The sequence below is a fragment of the Brevibacillus fulvus genome (assembly GCF_016908525.1).
Lineage (GTDB): Bacteria > Bacillota > Bacilli > Brevibacillales > Brevibacillaceae > Brevibacillus_G > Brevibacillus_G fulvus.
In genome coordinates, this window is record NZ_JAFBEB010000001.1 from 615,658 (window position 1) to 634,092 (window position 18,435).

Here is an 18,435-nt window from a genome sequence, read left to right on the forward strand (position 1 = left end):
CTGTTCGCGAAGGCAAACAAGCGGCTTTTCTTGCTTCTGGCTTTATAACGCTTTAAATTTCCGCATATTTTCCGTAATCGCCACTTCCGTTGGCAGTCTTTCCATACTGGATGCCCCAAAGAAACCGACAATTCCCGTCGTATGTTTCAGCACATAATCGACTTCTTCCGGTCCGGAGATCGGGCCGCCGTGGCAAAGCACCAAAATGTCGGGATTGACTTCTTTGGCTGCATCGTGCATCGCTTGCACGTGTTCGACCGCTTCCTCGAGGGACAAGGCTGTTTTCGCACCGATGGTTCCGGACGTCGTCAGTCCAACGTGCGGAACGAGAATATCCGCTCCCGCTTCCGCCATTTTACGCGCCTGCTCCGCATCAAACACGTAAGGAGCTGTCAGCATTCCCAGCTGATGGGCTTGGCGAATCATCTCCACTTCCAGATCATAGCCCATCCCCGTCTCTTCCAGATTGGCGCGAAAATTTCCATCAAATAAGCCAACGGTGGGGAAGTTCTGAACACCGACAAAGCCCATCTCCTTTAACTGGCGCAAAAAAACTGGCATTAACCGAAAAGGGTCCGTCCCGCACACTCCCGCCAGCACCGGCGTGCGTTTCACAACCGGCAACACCTCGCCCGCCATTTCGACGACAATCGCATTGGCATCGCCGTAAGGGAGCAAACCTGCGAGTGATCCTCGCCCCGCCATCCGGTATCGGCCCGAATTATAGATAATAATCAAATCTGCGCCGCCGGCCTCCGCACACTTTGCCGATAAACCCGTACCGGCTCCCGCTCCGATAATCGGCCGCCCTTCGTTTACTTCTTGCCGCAATTGGCTTAATGCTTCTTCTCTCGTCAGCATCCTATTTCCCCCTGGTATGTTTCTGTTGATAAAGTTCATGCAGGTGTTCGGCCATGGCGATCGCGAACCGGGGATCGTTTATCTCCATGTCCAATTCCCGCACTTCGACAACTTGCCGATCGAGCTGTTCACGCAAAGCGGTCAGCAGCGCTTCATCGGCAAGCGGATCGTGAAAGACGTTTCCTTCACTGGCGATCGCCGACACCCCTTTTAACGGAACAAACAAGGTGACCGGCCCTTTGGATTGATTCAGCTTGCGGGCGATCCTGCGGCCAAGCTCGGCGCATTCCTCCGGGGTCGTTCGCATCAAAGTGACGGTTGGATTATGTTCATACAACAGCCTTTGTTGAAATTTTTCCGGTACCGTTTGGCGCGGCCCGAAATTGACCATATCCAGCGCTCCCAAGGATACCACCTGCGGAATCTCCATGTCGCCCGCGGCTTCCAGTCGTTTCGGTCCCGCGGATAAAACTCCGCCGACGAGATCATCGGCCAGTTCTGTTGTCGTCAAATCAAAAGAGGCTTGAATAAAACCGTCACGAATCAGTTGTTCAAACGATTGCCCGCCGGCTCCGGTCGCATGAAAAACAAGCACCTCGTAACCCAGTTCTTCGAGTCGTTGCCGCCCGGCCATGACAGCCGGAGTCGTGACGCCAAACATGGTTGCCCCGACCAGCGGTTTGTTCTCTGGCAGGAGCACCGGCGCAGCGGCGACCATCCCGGCCATCGCAGCCGCAGCATTGCTCAAAATGCGGGCAGACAACTGATTGATTCCGGCAATATCCACAACGGAATGCATCAGCATCAAGTCCGAACCGCCTACATAGGGACGCGTATCTCCGGAAGCCATCGTGGAAACCATCAATTTCGGCACGCCAACCGGCAGCGCACGCATCGCCTGCGTCGCGATCGCCGTTCCGCCCGAACCGCCCAATCCGAGAATTCCGTCCAGATTTCCCGATGCATAGAGTTGGGAAACCAGTTTAACCGCACCGGCTGCCATTGCACCAACGGCCGCCCCGCGATCTCCAGAGGCGATCAGATCGGGCAACGATGCGCCCCCGGCCAGAGCAACCTCTTCTCTGCTAATATCGGCCGCCACTTGCGGGGACCCCAGTATGCCAGTATCCAGCAATATCGTGCGAAGTCCCGCTTCATGCAAACGTTCCCGAACAAACCCGTACTCGATACCTTTTGTATCCAGCGTCCCCAGCAGGACCACTGTTTTTGCGCTTGCGGCATCTTGTCCCAAACCCGGCACCTCTCTTCTATCTATTTCTCGCTTCATTCAGCGTACATTGCCTATATAAGCAAGATTGGTGCCAAGCGCTTGTGCCTGAAAACGCTGCTGTCTGCACCGTTTTCGGGCACAGCTTGAATCGAAAGCTGAGAAAAATGCTTCCCACACTTAACACAGTGGGAAGCTCTTTGCTCACTCCCGTTGCTCGGTTTGCGGTTCGATCTTGTATTTTTTCATCTTGTTGTACAGCGTGCGTCGCGTTATGTTTAACTGTTTGGCTGCTTTGCTGCGGTTCCACAGCGCTTTTTGCAAAACTTGCAGAATCATTTCCCGTTCAAAACTGGCCACCGTAGTCAGATGGTCAGCAAACCGCGGCTGATCATCCGGTACAGTGAGATGATGCTGACGTTCCAGCGTTTGTTGGACATAACCGGGTAAATGAGGCAGACCAATGATTTCCCCATTGCACAGAATCGACGCTCGCTCGAGCATATGTTCCAGTTCTCTGACATTGCCGGGATAATCATACATGGTCAAGGCATCCATCGCCGCTGGCGTCAATTTGCGGATGGAACATTGAAATTTGTCGTTGATTTTGTGCAAAAAATGATGAATCAGCAACGGGAGATCCTCTTTATGCTCGCGGAGCGGCACTGTCTGAATCGTTACGACATTCAGGCGATAAAACAAATCTTCGCGAAACCTGCCTTCCGTGACAGCTTTGCGCAAATCAACATTGGTCGCGCAAACAATTCTGACATCAACCTTGATCGTTTTGTTGCTGCCCAGCCGCTCAAATTCTTGTTGCTGAATCGCCCGCAGCAATTTCGCCTGTGTCGCCAGGCTCATCTCCCCGATCTCATCGAGAAACAGCGTACCTTTATGCGCCAGTTCAAAGCGGCCTAATCGCTGTTGTGTCGCTCCTGTAAATGCTCCCTTCTCATGGCCGAACAGTTCACTCTCCAGCAGGTTATCTGGCAAAGCTGCACAATTTACCTTGATGAATGCTTCTCCTCGTCGATCACTGCAATCGTGAAGTGCTCGCACGATGAGTTCTTTCCCCGTTCCGCTCTCACCCGTTACCAGTACGTTCACATTTTTGTTGGCCACTCTTCTGATCAGTTCGTACAGTTCCTGCATCGCCCGGCTTTGGCCAATCAATTCGCCAAATCCGCTCTGTTTTTGCAGATGCTCTCCGCGAAAGCCGGCGTTATCGGCCAAACCGGTGAAATTTTTAAACTGATCGGTTATTTCCTTGATTTTGGCTTCTGTCGGCAACCGCTCAAAACAGGACCCGCCGATCGTTCCGATGATTCTCGTTTGTTTGTAGAGGTACCCTGCTTGTTCCGGCGATACAATCGGCCCGCCATAAACCATGTGATAACTATGGCGATTCATCCGCCTGGCCGCTTGCTCATTCCGCTGGACCAACACAGCCGCTTCTTCAAGACTTAAGCCAGTTTTCACTCCCGTTTCTCCGCCGATGGTCCAGCCCAGATGGGTACAGATCACGTCAACGTTGGCGGCAGCCATTGCTTCCGCCTGCAACTCGTCGAAAACAAAACCGATCGTAAACAGGCCTGCGCGAGCGGCTTCCGCCAAAAAGTCAATTTCTAGTTGAAAACCCAAGCCTTGCTCTTCCAATGCTTCCCTGAACTTGCCGTCGATCAGTCCCACGGTAGGAAAATTGTTGACGCCATGAAAACCTTCCCTTTTGATCTGTTGCAGCAGTTTTTCCCGATCCACCGTCGGGTCTGTCGCGCACACGCCAAAAATAACCGGCTTTCCCTTGGCATTGGGAAGAAGTTCGCGGGAAGCAAAGTCCAACACCATTTGATTGCTGTTGGCAAACGGCAGCAAACAGCCCATTGCGGAGATGCCTGAAGACCGAAATCGCCCTGCATTTAGCGCCAGCAAAAAATCCGCTCCGCCTTCCACTGCTTGCCGCGCTGCAAAGCCCGTTCCCGTCGCTACCCCAATGACGGGCCGGTTCTGTTTCAGCATCTGCCCAAATGCTTGCCTTACCCATTCTTTCGGTTGTAACATGGCTAAACCTCCTGAACACTTTCGATCCTGACTAAAAACAGGCCAGATTTGTAAGCGCTTCCATTGCCGCTATCGCTCAAGAGGGCAACGAGCGATGAAAGGACGGGAGCTAATCGGAGTGATGTGCTCTCCTGCTTCGCCGCTTGCTGCCCTCCGACTGCCGTTATGGATTGATCCGCAAAACGATTTTTCCGATGTTTTTGTTTTCTTCCATCCGCTGGTGCGCTTCATTGGCGTCACGCATATCCCACACGGAATCAATGATCGCTTTTAACCGGCCCTGCTCAAAGCGGGGCATCGCATATGCCGCGAATTGTTGGGTCAGTTCAATCTTTTGCTGAACGGGCTTCGAACGCAAAGTGCTGCCAATCAGTTGCAGACGACGCGCCATCAACATTCCCAGGTCTACCTGCTCCAGTTTGCGTCCGCCCATCGTCGCAATCGAAATCAGCCGTCCATCGGTGGCCAGCGAGCGGAGATTTTGCTCGAAATAGGGAGCTCCGACGAAATCCAAAATCAAGTTGACGCCTTTTTGTTCGGTAATCTCCTGCACTTTTTCGCCAAACGGCCCTTCTTTATAATTTAAGCCGAAGTCCGCTCCCAGTTGCAGGCAAAAATCAATTTTTGCCTGACTGCCAGCGGTAATGATCGAACGAGCGCCGGCCTCTTTCGCCAGTTGAATTGCCGCAGTACCAACGCCGCTCGCCCCGGCGTGAATCAAAACGGTTTGTCCGGCTTGCAGTTGGCCCAATTGGAAAAGATTCAGATAAGCAGTCAAAAAGACCTCGGGAATCGCCGCAGCTTGTTCAAATGTAAACGAATCAGGTATCCGCATGGCCATCGCCGCCGGTATCACGACGCGCTCGGCGTAGCCACCGCCCGGCAACAAGGCAAATACGCGATCGCCCGGTTTCCAGCCCGTGACGCTGGCGCCAACCTGCTCAACTACGCCGGCCATCTCCAGGCCGAGGATAGGCGAAGCGCCCGGCGGCGGGGGGTATAAGCCTCGTTTTTGCAGCAAATCGGCGCGATTTAAGGCGGTAGCCCGCACGCTGACCAGCAGTTGGTCACTTTCCGGCACAGGCTCTTCCCAATCTCCAATAAAGAGTCGTTTCGTTTGTTCGTCTATTAAAACCGCTTTCATGGTCAAACCTCCTTCGGAACAGTGTCTGCTTACATTTTACACCCTTTCGCTTTCGAAACGGAAATGGAAAGCAAAAAAGACTGCACTTCACGATGAAGAAGGCAGTCAGTCAACAAATTCGTTCAAGGGAATCGCACCACATTATTTGCCCTTGTCATGGCGGTAAGGGATGTAATGTTGGTTGCATCCGTAACCATCACACCGACCGTATACGTATTGCTTCCTGTGGCCGGCGCTGTATCAACATACGTATTGGGGGTTACGAAGATGGCTGTACCTGCTATGGCTAGACTCCGCTGAACGGTTGTTGTCGTAAGCAGTACACCATTTCTTCTAACATTAATATTATAGGAGAGAGTGGAATTAGCAGTAGACACGGCTGTGATCTGCACGGTGGTGTCAATTTTTAAAGTTTGGCCAGCCACGACAGGGACAGGCCCAGTGGTAAGCACGGTTGTTTCCGCGCCCGTCAAGGCGATTGGCTGAGGTGTAGCAGTTTGCGAAAAGAAGATGGTTGAACCTGGGCCGGTTGGACCACCTGGTGCAAACAATTTGCTTAACATTACATCATCGACAAAAATATCGGGACTGTTTTCCGAAGGCAATTTGTTAATGACGAGGTAAGCCAAGGCTGCGGCTGGCCGGCTAGATTCAACAGATTTTTTCATAAAATGGAAAAACGGAGGCGTTTGCTTCGCTACGCCCCCTTGGTGCTTTCCTTTTAATGGCTTCCTGTACCTGTTTTCAGCGATGTTAGCAGAATTTATATACGTAAAAAAACAGGCAACCTGATGTGTTCATTTTTGTTCTATGCTTGTTTTGCCCAGCGATCGGATTTTCGCCTGGGTGATCGCCAAATTGTTTTGAATCCGTTGATCTTGCGGAGCCATCTCGGCAGCGATTTTGGCGTAATGCTCCGCTTTTTCATACATACCCAGATAATAACAAGCCATCGCTCCAAGATCATAGACGCTCGCATTCCAACAATACGGTTCATTGATATAGGTGATTGGTCGTTGGGTAATTTTCAATGCTTCCTCGATCATGTGATAGGCGGTTGTCCAGTCTTTTTCCATGTAAGCTAGAACTGCCATATCGACAAATGGTTCGCGAAGATGCGGCGCTTCTGCGATCGCCCGATAATACCAATTGCGCGCTTCTGCAAAATCGCCCTTTTCCCGGTAGGAACGGGCGATATACCGCATGGAGGCGCAGCGCTCGTCTTTCCACAAGGCGGTCGGCAGTTCCAAATGCCGCTTCAAGGTTTCAATGCATTTGTCCCACATCCGGTAGTACATGTATTCGCGCCCCAAGTAATGCACATTCCGGTCGTAATCGGGAGCTTCCTTGACCGAGAGCTCCAACAAGGGCAAATATTGACTTCGCGGTTTTCCCTGATCCGGAAAATGATTGATGTACAGGCTTAAATCTTCCACGTAATGTTCCGGATCATCACCATAATATTGCAAAATTTCATGGACCGGATGAACCCAGCGAAACCCATGGCGACGATGAATTTTCTCTGCCCGGTATGACTTTCCCCGCGTGCCGTCGGGGTTAAATAACCACGTAAACATGTAGCGCATCCGAGTCGCTTCTGGCGTCCATGTCCGTTCAATTTTTTCGCGCCATCCCGGTTCGCATACTTCGTCCAGATCCATGCAGATGCAAATATCGATGTCTTTGGGAACAAAACTGAGCGCGGCATTGCGGGCCAGATCAAATCGCCAAGGATCGACTTTAATAGTTTGCACAATGGCGCCTCTTTCCCGCAAAGCGGCAGCGGTATCGTCGCTGGAACCGGTGTCCGCAACGACGACGACGTCGGCATCCTGGATCGAATCCATCCAACGGTCTACAAACTGTTGCTCATTCTTGCAAATGGCATAAACAGCAATTTTCAAGTTGTTCATAGCGTAAACCCTTCTTTTTTCACGTTTTCGCTAATCTGCTGTTTCCACTGCGCAAACTTGTCTCCCCACGCTTCCGGATTGTAAAAGGCATCCATTTTGACCGCGGTATGCTGCTCCGCTTCCAGAATCGCGGAAAAAGCTTCGCGAAACCGGCCAAGCTGAAAAAGATAGGTCGCCTTTTCAAAGATCCATTCCCGTCGCGCGGGCAGATGAAGAATGGCCAGATTCAAGTAAGCCAAGGCTTGATCCGTTTGCTGGAGCTCCCGGCAAATCTCATATTTCAACCGGTAAATAGCGGCAGGATTCATTTCAGGCAGACTGGCTGCCTTGTCGATGGCCGTTTGCGCTTCTGTCCATTTTCGTTGCCGCGCATAGACCTGGGCTAGATGATACCAGGTTTTCCAATTGTTCGGGCGTTCTTTGACCGACCATTCCAACAGTTTTTCGTAGTTTTCCGGAGTCGTGTCACGGTATGGTTGGCGGAAAATCGTCAGTTGATTCAGTTCCTTGATAATCGCCAAATCCTGATATTCAAGCACCTCATGAACCGGGAGCTTCCACAAATGTCCTTTGCGCAGATGGATTTGCTGTGCCCACCCTTCCAGTTCCGTTGCATCAGGCTGAATGATTTTTAGTCGATGGGCAAATCCGGTGATCCCGCTTTCCCACGCCGCATTTATTTGCTCTTTCCAGCCCGGTTCCATATATTCGTCCAGTTGCAGGCAAATGCATAAATCCATCGCCGGACTTACCAACGATAAGGCAATGTTTTTGGCATCGTCAAACCGCCAGGGAGACAGGCAAAGCTCGTAACGTTGAAGATGAACCGCGGGATGTTCGCGAGCGAACTCGTCGATCAGCGCTGTCGTTTGATCAGTAGCCCCGATATCGCAGAGGACGATTTGATCGGCTTCTTTGACGGATTGCAAAAATCGCCGAACGCCCTGCTGATCATTTTGATACAAGGCATACACAGCGGTAAGCGGCTGGTTCGCTTTGCTTAGTGTCGCTTTGGACTGAAACTGCGGATTGTAGCCAACATAGACGCCCATGATCCCTTCCCGATGAGTCAAGCCGAGGTGAGGAAAGGTCGCCATTACTTCTTCGTGTGTCCAATCATCTTTAACATGAATTTCGTAGGGATTGCCCAAATAAGCCTCTTGCGGATAATGTACGATAGGGATGCTGATGACAACAAATTCGCTGGCCGTCAGCAATTTTTCATAGACCTGCAAAGCTTCTTCCTTTGTCATATGTTCCAGAACATCGCCGCAAAACGTGATTCCGTACCGTTTGGCTGGTTCAAATGTCCGGACATCCTCGCTGAGTACGAGATCATACTTTTGCTGCAACTTGTACATCTCATGATACGGCTGCCAAATTTCGATTGCGGTAAAATGCGTCCCTGGCAATTTGGAACGCAACAGCTCAGAATAAGTGCCGGCACCCGCCCCAACATCCAAGATCGAGTTTTCTTTGCAGTGATGGATCAGTCGCGTTACCAGACGTTCGATCCAAGCCTTACCTTGTGTTGAACTAAATGGCATAGTGCCTCCTTTCCCTCCCCAAGCGCATGACCGATCATACGGCCCAGCATGATTGTCCGATCTCGTTACAAGAATATTCGCAGACAGCCAAGTCGTGCTTGTCACGTATCGAAATGGGTCAGATGACTTGCTAATAGACGCCAGCAAAAAGGCAAACGCCAGCCGACCGTCTCGCCGGTGCGAAAATAGACGAATTGCTCCCGCTAGATGCCTATTCCCCCAACGTGGATAAACATATACATATGGTACAGTACATCACTAGGAGTGATTCGATGAGACGCAAGAAGAGAGAGACAAAAGAACGTCTTGTCTCATGGGGTTCTTCCAGTTACGGAGACAATGCGTGCGCTCCATCGCTGAATCCGTACGGGGAGATTCCTCCAGGGGTTGGTCCATTTATGCAGCAAGGTTTTCCTGCTCCTTTTCCCACTGCTCCTGCCAGCCCCGTAGAACGACGCTACTGTCCGCCGCGCACACCAGCTGCGGTTCGCCCGTATGCAGGGGCAGGCGCTCCCTTTCCCGCTGTTCCGCCCTATCCGTACGGAGGACCTCCGTTTGTTCCGCTCCCTTATGTTCGTCCCTACGCAGCCGCGGCCGGCCCAATCTGCTACGATGCATGCTGTGCAAATTGTTACCGCTGCGCCGCCTATGGCAGCAGAAGAGCATGCCAGTATTGCCGCCGACGTTGTCCCTCTTAAACTCCCGAAAAAGCTCGAACATGACGTTTCGAGCTTTTTTCATTGGCTCTGTTCGTCTCGCGACAGATTCCGCTTTGATTGTTCGTACATGAATCCGATGACCGGGAGAGATACTAGCAGGAGAGCTACCATAAAGAGGGAAATGAGGGATCATTGTGTTGAAATCACTCTTGCTGGCCTGCCTCATTTGGACAGTAAGTATTGAAACGGGACAAACCGTGACGGAACTGGCCAATCTGAAACTGGACATGAGCCGCTCTCAAACCGAACAAGCCTTGGTCAATCGCGCAGCCTTGATTTTGATGGTGAATTGTGACGGCAGCTATCAGTCTTATCCGACCAACCGCACAATCCCCAATGGAAGATTGGTTCACTATGTGCAGAATTTGAAGGTCGAGAAGCAAGTGAAAGGAGAAGTCGGCCGTGACATTCGTCTCGTCACGACAGGGGTTGAACCGCTTCCCGATCCTTCTCATTCCTCCAACATCACCTATCCGGGGGCGCTAGCCGAGGGCAAGTATGCCCTGTTCTTGCAGCCGGTAAAAGGAACCAATTTTTATTCTTTGGTCGGCGGTTGGCAAGGCGTCTATCCAATCATGGATGGAAAAACGATCGCCTTGAAAGGACACGGCTTCTCCCGGTTCGATAACCTTTCGCCGGAACAATTTGAGCGAACGGTGAAAAACTTGCTCCACCCCAGAAACCGTACGACCTTTTTGCAACAGCGGCAGTCGCTCTCCCCGCGCGAGACGACTATACAGTGGACACGAGCAAATACGGCGGTTGTTCTTCGGTGAAACAACAAGGTTCCAACGAAAGCAATTGAATGTAGACGCCATGGTTTTGCAAACTGTCATGGCGCCATTTTTCCTGCAAGTGTTGCAAATGGACCGTTATCTCCGGTTCACCGGCCGGACTAACCAACTGGTTGATCAAAAGCGGATGCTGGGGTTGATAACCCCCAGCCATCAAAGATTCGTCCCAACCGGTCGTGATCTCCTGAACGAGAATCGCCAGATCCGTTTGATGAGCGGGCAACGGTATTTGCAAATTCATGGATGTAACGATCATATCGGAAGGAATCGAGGCGATATTAAAAGAGACATATGCTTCTTTGCCCTGCACAAAGAAGCGATTGGGCAGAAAAAACATACATTTTTCAAAGGAAACCACTGTGCTCCCCCCTTAGTGCGGCAAATTTTCATAAATGGCTAACAGCTGTTCCACCACGACGTCACTGGCATGATACTTTTCGACATACTGCCTTCCCTGGATTCCCAACTGTTGGCGCAATTCGGGTTGCTCCAGCAACTTTTTTAATTGTTCATAAAGAGTATCCGGATTTGCGTTGACAATCGGCAGGTCTGGCGGAAACTTCGCTGCCAAATCATCGCGTATATAAGCGACGACCGGCTTGCCCAGAGCCATCGCTTCTACGCTGAGCAACCCGTGCGAACCGCAGCGAATCTGGTCGATAATAATATCGGCCTGAGCGTACAGACGCAGCGCTTCTTCATTGCTCATCTGTTCAATCCGCCGATAGCGGAATGGATACTGTTTCTTCAACTCAACCAATGTCTGTTCGATACTGGCCGTTCCTTTAAACTCCGGATTGGTCGGTGCGTGCAGAATCAGTGGAGTCGTCTGTTCCAAAGCCGGATAGACAGGCTGGAAACGAGCAAGTTCTACGGCGATCGGCACAACATGGACTTTTTCATAATAAGGTTCCACGTAAGGCAACACTTCATAGTCCTGCACGATTGCTTCTTTAATATATTTGCTGATTTCGCTTAATCGCTGATGAATTTCTTCGTTCGGCGGCGAGTCGCCGGTGAATACATACGGATTTCGCTCCCGGGCCTTGTCATGGAAGCGCACGTCATTTCCCCAATGATGCATCACCATTTTCTTTCCTTTTCCCGCCAGAATCGGCAAGTCGGCAAAATTGTCGAGGATGGTGCTGCCGTAGTGAAAATGATAGACATCGAAGAAATTGAGCAGTGGTTTATATATATTTTGAATTTCAAACCAGTCTGTATTGATCAAATGATCTTTATAGCCCAAGTAACTATGAAACGTATTGTAGCCGACAGACAAATGTCCTTTGCGCTTGAGCGCTCCGCTGAGAATGCCCATTTGCCCTGCGATCTCAATGATGCCGTGAAAGATCTTCACCCCTGCTTCCCTCCTTCCCGCAGCCATTGATAGGTTTTTCGCAGCCCATCTTCCAGGGAAATCCGGACCCGCCAGTTCGTTTCGTTTTGCAATTTGCTGCTGTCCAACACTCGGCGGCTGATGCGATCAACCGTCCGTTTTGGTTGATAGAGTATCGCTCGCTGCTCGTTTTGCGTAATCCGTAGCACAGCTTTTGCCAATTGATTGACGCTGGTTTCCACACCGGTCCCCACGTTGTAGACTTCGCCGGTTGTCCTGCTCTCTCCGCTTACCGTCAACAATGCATCGATCGCATCGTCGATATAGGTGAAATCTCGTGTTTGCTGTCCGTCTCCATAAATGATCAGCGGTTGATCTTGCCAGATGGCTTCAAAAAATTTGGCGACCACGCCGCAGTAAGGGTTGGATGACAATTGACCAGGTCCATACACGTTGGATAAACGCAGCGTCGTTACGGGGAGTTGATACATGTGATAATACACCTGGCAATAATGTTCCATCGAAAATTTGCTGGCGGCATACGGCATTGTCGTTTGATGCCATGTTTCCGGTGTCGGGAGCAGCGGTGCATTGCCGTATACCGAAGCCGTTGAGGTGTAGATCATTTTTTTCAGCTTGCCCCCGCATGTTCGCGCTTTTTCCAAGAGCAGCAGACCTCCGGCCAAATTCACCTGAAAGTCAGCAAAGAGGTCGGTCGCCGACAAGACCAGATTGCGGCAAGCCAAATGAAAAATCCATTCGACTTGCGGCAAAATTTCTTCCAACAGCGCTTCATTCAACAGCGAATCGTGGTAAAACACAATGTTGTCCGCTTGCGGGATCGCCTCCGCCTGGCCCGTGCTCAAGTCGTCAATCACATAAATTTTCCCGGCGATCGGTTGCAGCCGCTTGACCAGTTGCGAGCCGACGAAGCCGGCCCCGCCCGTAACCAAAACATTCCCGTAATTCATGCTGAAACACCCTTTATCGTCATCTTTGTTCCCCCGATGGGGCAGTATCCGCAAACTGAAGCATGGCCTCGATTACCTGATCTTGCTCCGTCTCTTGCAGAAACGGGCTGAGTGGGATCGCGATGAGCGAAGTCGCTGCCTTTTCGGCATGCGGCATATTCCCCGCTCGATAGCCAAGCGTTTGGTACACTTTTTGCAGATGCAGCGGCAGCGGATAATAAACCCCTGATTGAATTCCCCTTTTCTCCAGGAAAGAGCGCAGCCGATCTCGCTCCGCGGTCTCCAGGCAAAACAGATGGTATATGTGGGTACGGTCGGCCGCTTCCGGCTGGATGCGAAACAGCGGCTGATGTTGCAGCCTTTCCCGGTAACGCGCGGCCAACTGTCGGCGCCGTTCGTTCCACTGCTCCAGCCGCTCCAGCGCAATCAGCAAGATGGCTGCATGCAGTTCATCCAATCTGCTGTTGTAGCCCATCCGCTCATGATAATATTTTTGGCGGCTGCCATGTTGGCGCAATTGTCGCAGGTTAGCGGCCAGTTGATCATCAAAGGTCGTGATTAACCCGCCATCGCCAATCGTACCGAGATTTTTGGTGGGAAAGAAAGAGAAGCAGGCGGCGTCTCCCAAAGCGCCGACAGACTTTCCTTGATAGGTGGCACCGAACGCCTGGCAAGCATCTTCAATCACCCGCAAATGATAGCGGCGGGCAATCTCCTTGATCTCCGCCATGTCAGCCGGCTGGCCAAACAGATGGACCGGAATAATCGCTTTCGTAGCCGAGGTAATCTTCGTTTCGATCTGGCGGTAATCGAGATTGTACGAATGCGGATCGATATCGACGAAAACGGGCCTCGCGCCTACACGTGAAATGGCTTCCGCCGTCGCAAAAAAGGTGAACGGCGTGGTAATCACCTCATCACCCTGGCCGATTCCGTACGCTTCCAAGGTTAGTGTAAGCGCATCGGTCCCGTTTGCGACCCCAATTGCATGGGGGACGTGCAATTTTTCGGCAATTTTTTGCTCCAGTTCGCTTACCTTTTCACCCAAAATATAGTGACCACTGTCGATCAAGCTGGCAATTGCCTGAAGAATCTCCGTCTGGATGGATTGAAACTGGCGAGTCAAATCTACCAATGGAATCATTTACACCCCTCCTTTTCGGGCGGCGATCATTTGTTCAAGCTGTTCCCAGACTTCGTTTAGTCTCGCTTCATACGTATGGTTGCTTACTACCGCTTTCCGAGCGTTTTGTCCTATTTGATGACGTTCTGACGGTCGATCCAGGTAATAGTCGACCAGTTCTCTTGTTTGCGCCGGACTTTCCGTCAAAACCAGTTCCACCCCGTCTTGAAACAACCGGGAAAGCTCAGCGGTTTTGCTGGCAATCATAAACGCTCCGGTCCCCATGATTTCGAATGTTCGTTGCGACAATTGGTCGAGAGCATTTTGAACCCCCAGCACAATTTTCGATTGATGATAGATGAAGTAATTATGTTTATACGGCAAATACCCGTGCAGAATGGTTGGCGGAAGCTGCACGCCAAACTCTTCTCGAATCAGTTGCCGATCCTGCTCCCAGCCATAGCCCCAAATGTGCAAATCCCGATGACCTTCGACAAGCGGAAACAGCAAATGCCGCAAACTTTCATACCGAAACGTTCGTTGATGCAGATGTGTAGTGCCAATCAGAGTAATGTCAAATAATTCATTGGGCTGTGCCGGCTTGGCCGGGAACATCCGCGGATTAAAGGCAAAATTGAAGAATTGGGCCGGAATTCCCAGCGCTTTGTATTCGTCCACGCAGAGCGGGTGGACTGTCCAAACCAGATCGGGCTGAATGCGTCGGATGAACGGAACGGACCATTGTTCGAAAAAAAGGCGGTCTTCGGTAGCCCAGTATATATGAAAAAGATTGTACTTCCGGCACAGTTCGGCAAGTTCCCCTTCCTTCAATCCATACAAAGGCAGATCGCAACCTACCGTTAACAAAATATCGGGTTTGAAGTAGGCAATGCCCGCCTCAATCTCCCGCATATTCCAGGAAGTCTGGTAAAATACCTGATTTCCCCGTTGACTAAGCGCGTCCCCCAAACTGTTTAAATAGATGGAGCGATGGTCCAGAAAAAATATGCGGTACATCATCCTCTTTCCCTCCCTTGACAGGTCGGTACTCGCATGGCTAGATGCGGATGATTTCGGTTCCGGCCTGATTTGGCACAATATTGCGGGTGTCAATCACACATTGACTATGCATGGCGATCTGCTGCCAGTCCATCGCCGAATGGTCAACGAGCACTACGACGATGTCCTGCTTGCCCAAAGCTTCCGGAGTCAACTCAAATCGATTTACTTGGAACGGCGGTTCCCCGGTATACATCGGATCATAGACCGAAACGTTTACTTTTTTCATCAGCAAATGCTCAATGACGCGCAATGCGGCTGATTCGCGAATATCGTTAACGTCTTTCTTATAGGTTAGTCCAATAATGCCAACGGAAGCGTTTTGCGGATCAATGCCTTTTTTGTCCAGTTCCTCCAGGACACGGCCTACAATTTCATGCGGCATTCGTTCGTTAATCATTCCCGCCAAATGAATCATCGTCAACGGAACGCCCTCGCGCAAGCCAATCCACGAAAGAAAGAAGGGATCTACCGGGATGCAATGTCCGCCGATACCGGCGCTCGGGTAATAGGGCGTAAATCCCAACGGTTTGGATTTTGCCGCTTCAATGACTTCCCACAGATCGACCTGCATCCGATTGGCCAACAAATTCACTTCATTGATAAACGATATGTTGATCAGTCGTTGGCTGTTTTCCAACATTTTCACAAATTCCGCCACTTTGGTTGAAGTGACGGGAACAATTGTCTCGAACACTTGCCCGTAAAATGCTTTTACTTTTTCCAGACAAGCGGAGGTCACTCCACTGATCACTTTGGGAATCTGCCGCAAAGTTAGCTGCTTGTTTCCCGGATCGATGCGTTCGGGTGAATAGCCGAGATACAGATGTTGTCCAATGATGAGACTTTGCGGATTTTGTTCCAGCAATGGTTTGACAATCTCTTCGGTCGTTCCGGGATAAGTGGAACTTTCCAGAATCACCGTCTGATTTTCCCGCAAATACGGCGCTATGCTGGTTACCGCCGATTTGATATACGTAATGTCTGGTTCCCTGTTGGTCAGCGGTGTCGGCACACATATGACAATATAATCGGCTTCTTGGACACGGCGAAAGTCTGGCGTTGCTTCAAACCTGCTGCTTTCAACCATGGCCCGCAAGTCGGCATCGCTAATATCGGAAACATAGCTTTTCTTTTGTTGAATCGACTCAATCTTGGCCTGGTCAATATCGACCCCGATCACGCGATACCCCTCAGCAACAAATAGCTGTGCCAACGGCAAGCCGACGTATCCGAGGCCAATCACAGCTATCGAACTGTTAGTTGACATAATCACACCCTCTTCGTTTTCTCTATCTCTCTCTGTTAATTAGGACCCTGGGTAGGCGAGAACAGCAATTGATCTTCACTGGTCAGCAAACTGTGGGAAAGCTGGTCCAGAATTTCCCGCCGTCGCAGATGATCAGCAAAAAAGACGCGGTCGCCCTTGACTGAGCGTGCCCACTCAATCGCCTCAATGTGATCGCCCAAAATCATCTGCTCGACGCGGTTGTTTTCTGTGGAATTGTACAGGCGAACTTTGTTCGGCTTAAACACATTAACAAAATGGACACAGCGGATGCTCAGTCCCAAAATGGCCGCCATCGCTTGCGCTTTTGGCGGAACGGCCAGATTGTTATAGCCAATCAGCTCCACCGCGCTTCGTCGCATCGCATTGGGCACCGCTGTCAACGAAGCGTAGCCCAGTTCTGAATGAAGCAAGCTTTTGTTGAGAAAAGCTTTGGCCAAACTGACATAATCGAGAAGTTCCGTATTGGTGTAAAACGGATTGACGTCATTGAGAGCCAGATCGACACCTTCATAGCAAGCCGCTACGAAGGGAGCGAGGTCTTTGGAAGAAAACACGATGTCCCCATCGAGGAACAGCAAAACATCGCCGGTCGATTCCCTCGCGCCGATCGCCCTGCCGACATCATGGCCCAGCCGAAACGGATAAGAAATGCATTTGACGCCATGATCGAGACAAACATCCAGCGTCTGGTCCGTCGAACCGTTCTCGATCACGATGATCTCTTTCGGATTGAGCTTCTTTACGCTTTTTAACAAAGCGCCTATCGTTTCTTCCTCATTGTAGACTGAGATGATCACGGACAAATGCTGCTGATTTTCCCGCAAAAAGGAGGCTTTGTACACTTTTCGCAAAAAAGAATCGTCATGTTTTTTGCCGACGCTGGCATTTTTTGCACTTTTGCTGCCGCTCTCCCGCATGCTTCGTCTGCTTTTTTTCTCCTTCTTCATACCGCTTCACCTCCTGCCGCTTTCTTTGCTTACTCCCGTCCGTATATCCAACGCAGATGGTTTTCTCCCGGCAAGCGGAGCAATTCCCGTTTGCGGAGAAAATCCGTTAATTCCGCCCGACTGCCGCGCTGGTCAAGCAGATAGCAGATGGCTTCCAGATGATCGCCCAACACAAGGGAAATAACATCTTCGCGACGCCCGACTCTTCGTTTATTAAACCGTGCCGTGTTGATAAAATGCGCCCGCTTGATCTTCAACTGATTGAGCACCGCCTTTACTTGCGCTTTCGGCGGTATCGCCAAATCGGCATAACCGATCACTTCGACCGCTTTGCGGTTTAGCGCATGGGGAACGGTCGTCAGCGAGCTGCCCACGAGGTCAGGTCGGCCCAGCATTTTGTTCAGCAGCCGTTTTGCCACCGAAGTGGAATGAATCTGCTTTTTCGTTTTATTGCCAGAGTAGGAGTTGAGTACAATATCCCAACCTTGTTGCACATCTTCCACGTATTTGCGTAATATATAAGCGGGTATCACGAAATCCGCATCAATGAACAGCAAGATGTTCCCTTTGGCGAAATAGGCCCCTACCGCCCGGCCAACGTCGTGTCCCAGCGAAGCATCCATTTGGATCACTCTGGCGCCAGCCTGTTGGGCCAATTGGGCTGTACGATCTTTCGTACCATTGCTGATGACAACAATTTCGATGTGCTCCGCAATTTGTTTAGCTTCCTCTACAACCTTCGCGATCGTCTGCTCCTCATTTCGCGCCGGGATGATGACGGAGACAAGGTCCGCTGTGCTCATTTGGTTCTGATCCACTCTTCACTCCCCCCTCTTTGTTGTCTTTTCATTCTTCGATACTTTACGCATGCCACATCAGAATGGACACGGCTGCTGTCATCGGGACAAAATCCAAAGGGACAAATTTCATCCGCAAAAGAAACAAACCGCCTAAAGACGATCGCAAAGGCAGCCGCAAAGTGCAGAACGTTTGGCATCTTATTTGCAAACATAAAAAGACAGCTTGCTCCCGATGGGGATAAGCTGTCTTATGTCGATTTATCATTTGGAAATTTGTGTATACATAAACAGTCCAACAGACAAGGCGCAAACAAGAATAACCAGAACAAAGGTCAGAATTACCCATTTGCCGCTATTGGACTCTTGATCGCGCTTACTCATCCATCCTGTCCTCCCGCAAATGGGCGTTGTCGCAAAACGGCAACTTTGCCGATCTGCCGCAACCGCAAATCGAAACGACCTGTTCATGTTCGATTTTCACCAAATAGGGGCGTTTTCCCGTATTTTTTCCATTATGCGACCCGTCACAATAGGGAGGCTCTTCTGTCAAGCCACAGGCACAATACATTTTTAAGCCAGGCTCTTCCTTGATCACGTACGGTTTATTCTTGTCGTACAGTCCCATGCATCATCTCTCCTTG

General features: G+C 50.8%; 17 protein-coding genes. 1 reads left to right on the forward strand and 16 read right to left on the reverse strand.

Annotation, left to right across the window (positions count from 1 at the left end):
• Positions 1-42: 42 nt before the first annotated feature.
• From JOD01_RS03045 to JOD01_RS03075, 7 genes are all read right to left on the reverse strand, one after another.
• Positions 43-861 carry a phosphoenolpyruvate hydrolase family protein gene (locus tag JOD01_RS03045; RefSeq protein ID WP_204516723.1) on the reverse strand — a complete coding sequence of 273 codons (819 nt, stop codon included), beginning with the start codon at positions 859-861 and terminating at the stop codon, positions 43-45.
• Position 862: 1 nt separating this feature from the next.
• Positions 863-2,113 (reverse strand): Tm-1-like ATP-binding domain-containing protein, encoded by a 1,251-nt coding sequence (locus tag JOD01_RS03050; protein WP_239565127.1) that lies wholly within the window; start codon positions 2,111-2,113, stop codon positions 863-865.
• Positions 2,114-2,293: 180 nt separating this feature from the next.
• A complete protein-coding gene (locus tag JOD01_RS03055) occupies positions 2,294-4,147 on the reverse strand; it encodes a phosphoenolpyruvate hydrolase family protein (protein ID WP_204516725.1) in 1,854 nt (617 codons plus the stop codon).
• 163 nt (positions 4,148-4,310) lie between these two features.
• On the reverse strand, positions 4,311-5,291 hold the full coding sequence (locus JOD01_RS03060; protein WP_204516726.1) for an NAD(P)H-quinone oxidoreductase: 981 nt from the start codon (positions 5,289-5,291) through the stop codon (positions 4,311-4,313).
• A gap of 122 nt (positions 5,292-5,413) precedes the next feature.
• Positions 5,414-5,959, reverse strand: a complete 546-nt coding sequence (locus JOD01_RS03065) for a hypothetical protein (RefSeq protein ID WP_204516727.1) — start codon at positions 5,957-5,959, stop codon at positions 5,414-5,416.
• Between the two features lie 129 nt (positions 5,960-6,088).
• A complete protein-coding gene (locus tag JOD01_RS03070) occupies positions 6,089-7,204 on the reverse strand; it encodes a tetratricopeptide repeat-containing glycosyltransferase (protein WP_204516728.1) in 1,116 nt (371 codons plus the stop codon).
• Positions 7,201-8,751 (reverse strand): hypothetical protein, encoded by a 1,551-nt coding sequence (locus tag JOD01_RS03075; RefSeq protein WP_204516729.1) that lies wholly within the window; start codon positions 8,749-8,751, stop codon positions 7,201-7,203. The genes JOD01_RS03070 and JOD01_RS03075 overlap by 4 nt, the downstream gene beginning before the upstream one ends.
• Before the next feature lie 853 nt (positions 8,752-9,604).
• On the opposite strand from JOD01_RS03075, the gene JOD01_RS03080 reads away from it, so the two are divergent.
• The gene (locus JOD01_RS03080) at positions 9,605-10,246 is read left to right on the forward strand and encodes a hypothetical protein (protein ID WP_204516730.1); all 642 of its coding nucleotides are present in this window, start codon (positions 9,605-9,607) and stop codon (positions 10,244-10,246) included.
• Here the strand turns inward: JOD01_RS03080 and JOD01_RS03085 are convergent.
• The 9 genes from JOD01_RS03085 to JOD01_RS03125 all read right to left on the reverse strand — a co-directional run bounded on the left by JOD01_RS03085 (position 10,203) and on the right by JOD01_RS03125 (position 18,419).
• Positions 10,203-10,622 (reverse strand): hypothetical protein, encoded by a 420-nt coding sequence (locus JOD01_RS03085; RefSeq protein ID WP_204516731.1) that lies wholly within the window; start codon positions 10,620-10,622, stop codon positions 10,203-10,205. The two genes, JOD01_RS03080 and JOD01_RS03085, sit on opposite strands and share 44 nt — an antisense overlap.
• Before the next feature lie 12 nt (positions 10,623-10,634).
• Positions 10,635-11,624 carry a glycosyltransferase family protein gene (locus JOD01_RS19950; RefSeq protein ID WP_204516732.1) on the reverse strand — a complete coding sequence of 330 codons (990 nt, stop codon included), beginning with the start codon at positions 11,622-11,624 and terminating at the stop codon, positions 10,635-10,637.
• Complete coding sequence (locus JOD01_RS03095; RefSeq protein WP_204516733.1) at positions 11,621-12,574, reverse strand: NAD-dependent epimerase/dehydratase family protein; 954 nt, start codon at positions 12,572-12,574, stop codon at positions 11,621-11,623. The genes JOD01_RS19950 and JOD01_RS03095 overlap by 4 nt, the downstream gene beginning before the upstream one ends.
• A gap of 19 nt (positions 12,575-12,593) precedes the next feature.
• Entirely contained in the window at positions 12,594-13,718 is a 1,125-nt protein-coding gene (locus JOD01_RS03100; protein ID WP_204516734.1) for a DegT/DnrJ/EryC1/StrS family aminotransferase, read from the reverse strand.
• The gene (locus JOD01_RS03105) at positions 13,719-14,717 is read right to left on the reverse strand and encodes a CgeB family protein (RefSeq protein ID WP_204516735.1); all 999 of its coding nucleotides are present in this window, start codon (positions 14,715-14,717) and stop codon (positions 13,719-13,721) included. It abuts the gene before it with no gap.
• A gap of 37 nt (positions 14,718-14,754) precedes the next feature.
• Complete coding sequence (locus JOD01_RS03110) at positions 14,755-16,026, reverse strand: nucleotide sugar dehydrogenase (protein ID WP_204516736.1); 1,272 nt, start codon at positions 16,024-16,026, stop codon at positions 14,755-14,757.
• 35 nt (positions 16,027-16,061) lie between these two features.
• Positions 16,062-16,994 (reverse strand): glycosyltransferase family 2 protein, encoded by a 933-nt coding sequence (locus JOD01_RS03115; protein ID WP_239565128.1) that lies wholly within the window; start codon positions 16,992-16,994, stop codon positions 16,062-16,064.
• A gap of 29 nt (positions 16,995-17,023) precedes the next feature.
• Positions 17,024-17,812 (reverse strand): glycosyltransferase, encoded by a 789-nt coding sequence (locus tag JOD01_RS03120; RefSeq protein WP_204516737.1) that lies wholly within the window; start codon positions 17,810-17,812, stop codon positions 17,024-17,026.
• A gap of 355 nt (positions 17,813-18,167) precedes the next feature.
• On the reverse strand, positions 18,168-18,419 hold the full coding sequence (locus tag JOD01_RS03125; RefSeq protein WP_204516738.1) for a CDGSH iron-sulfur domain-containing protein: 252 nt from the start codon (positions 18,417-18,419) through the stop codon (positions 18,168-18,170).
• Positions 18,420-18,435 lie beyond the last annotated feature (16 nt).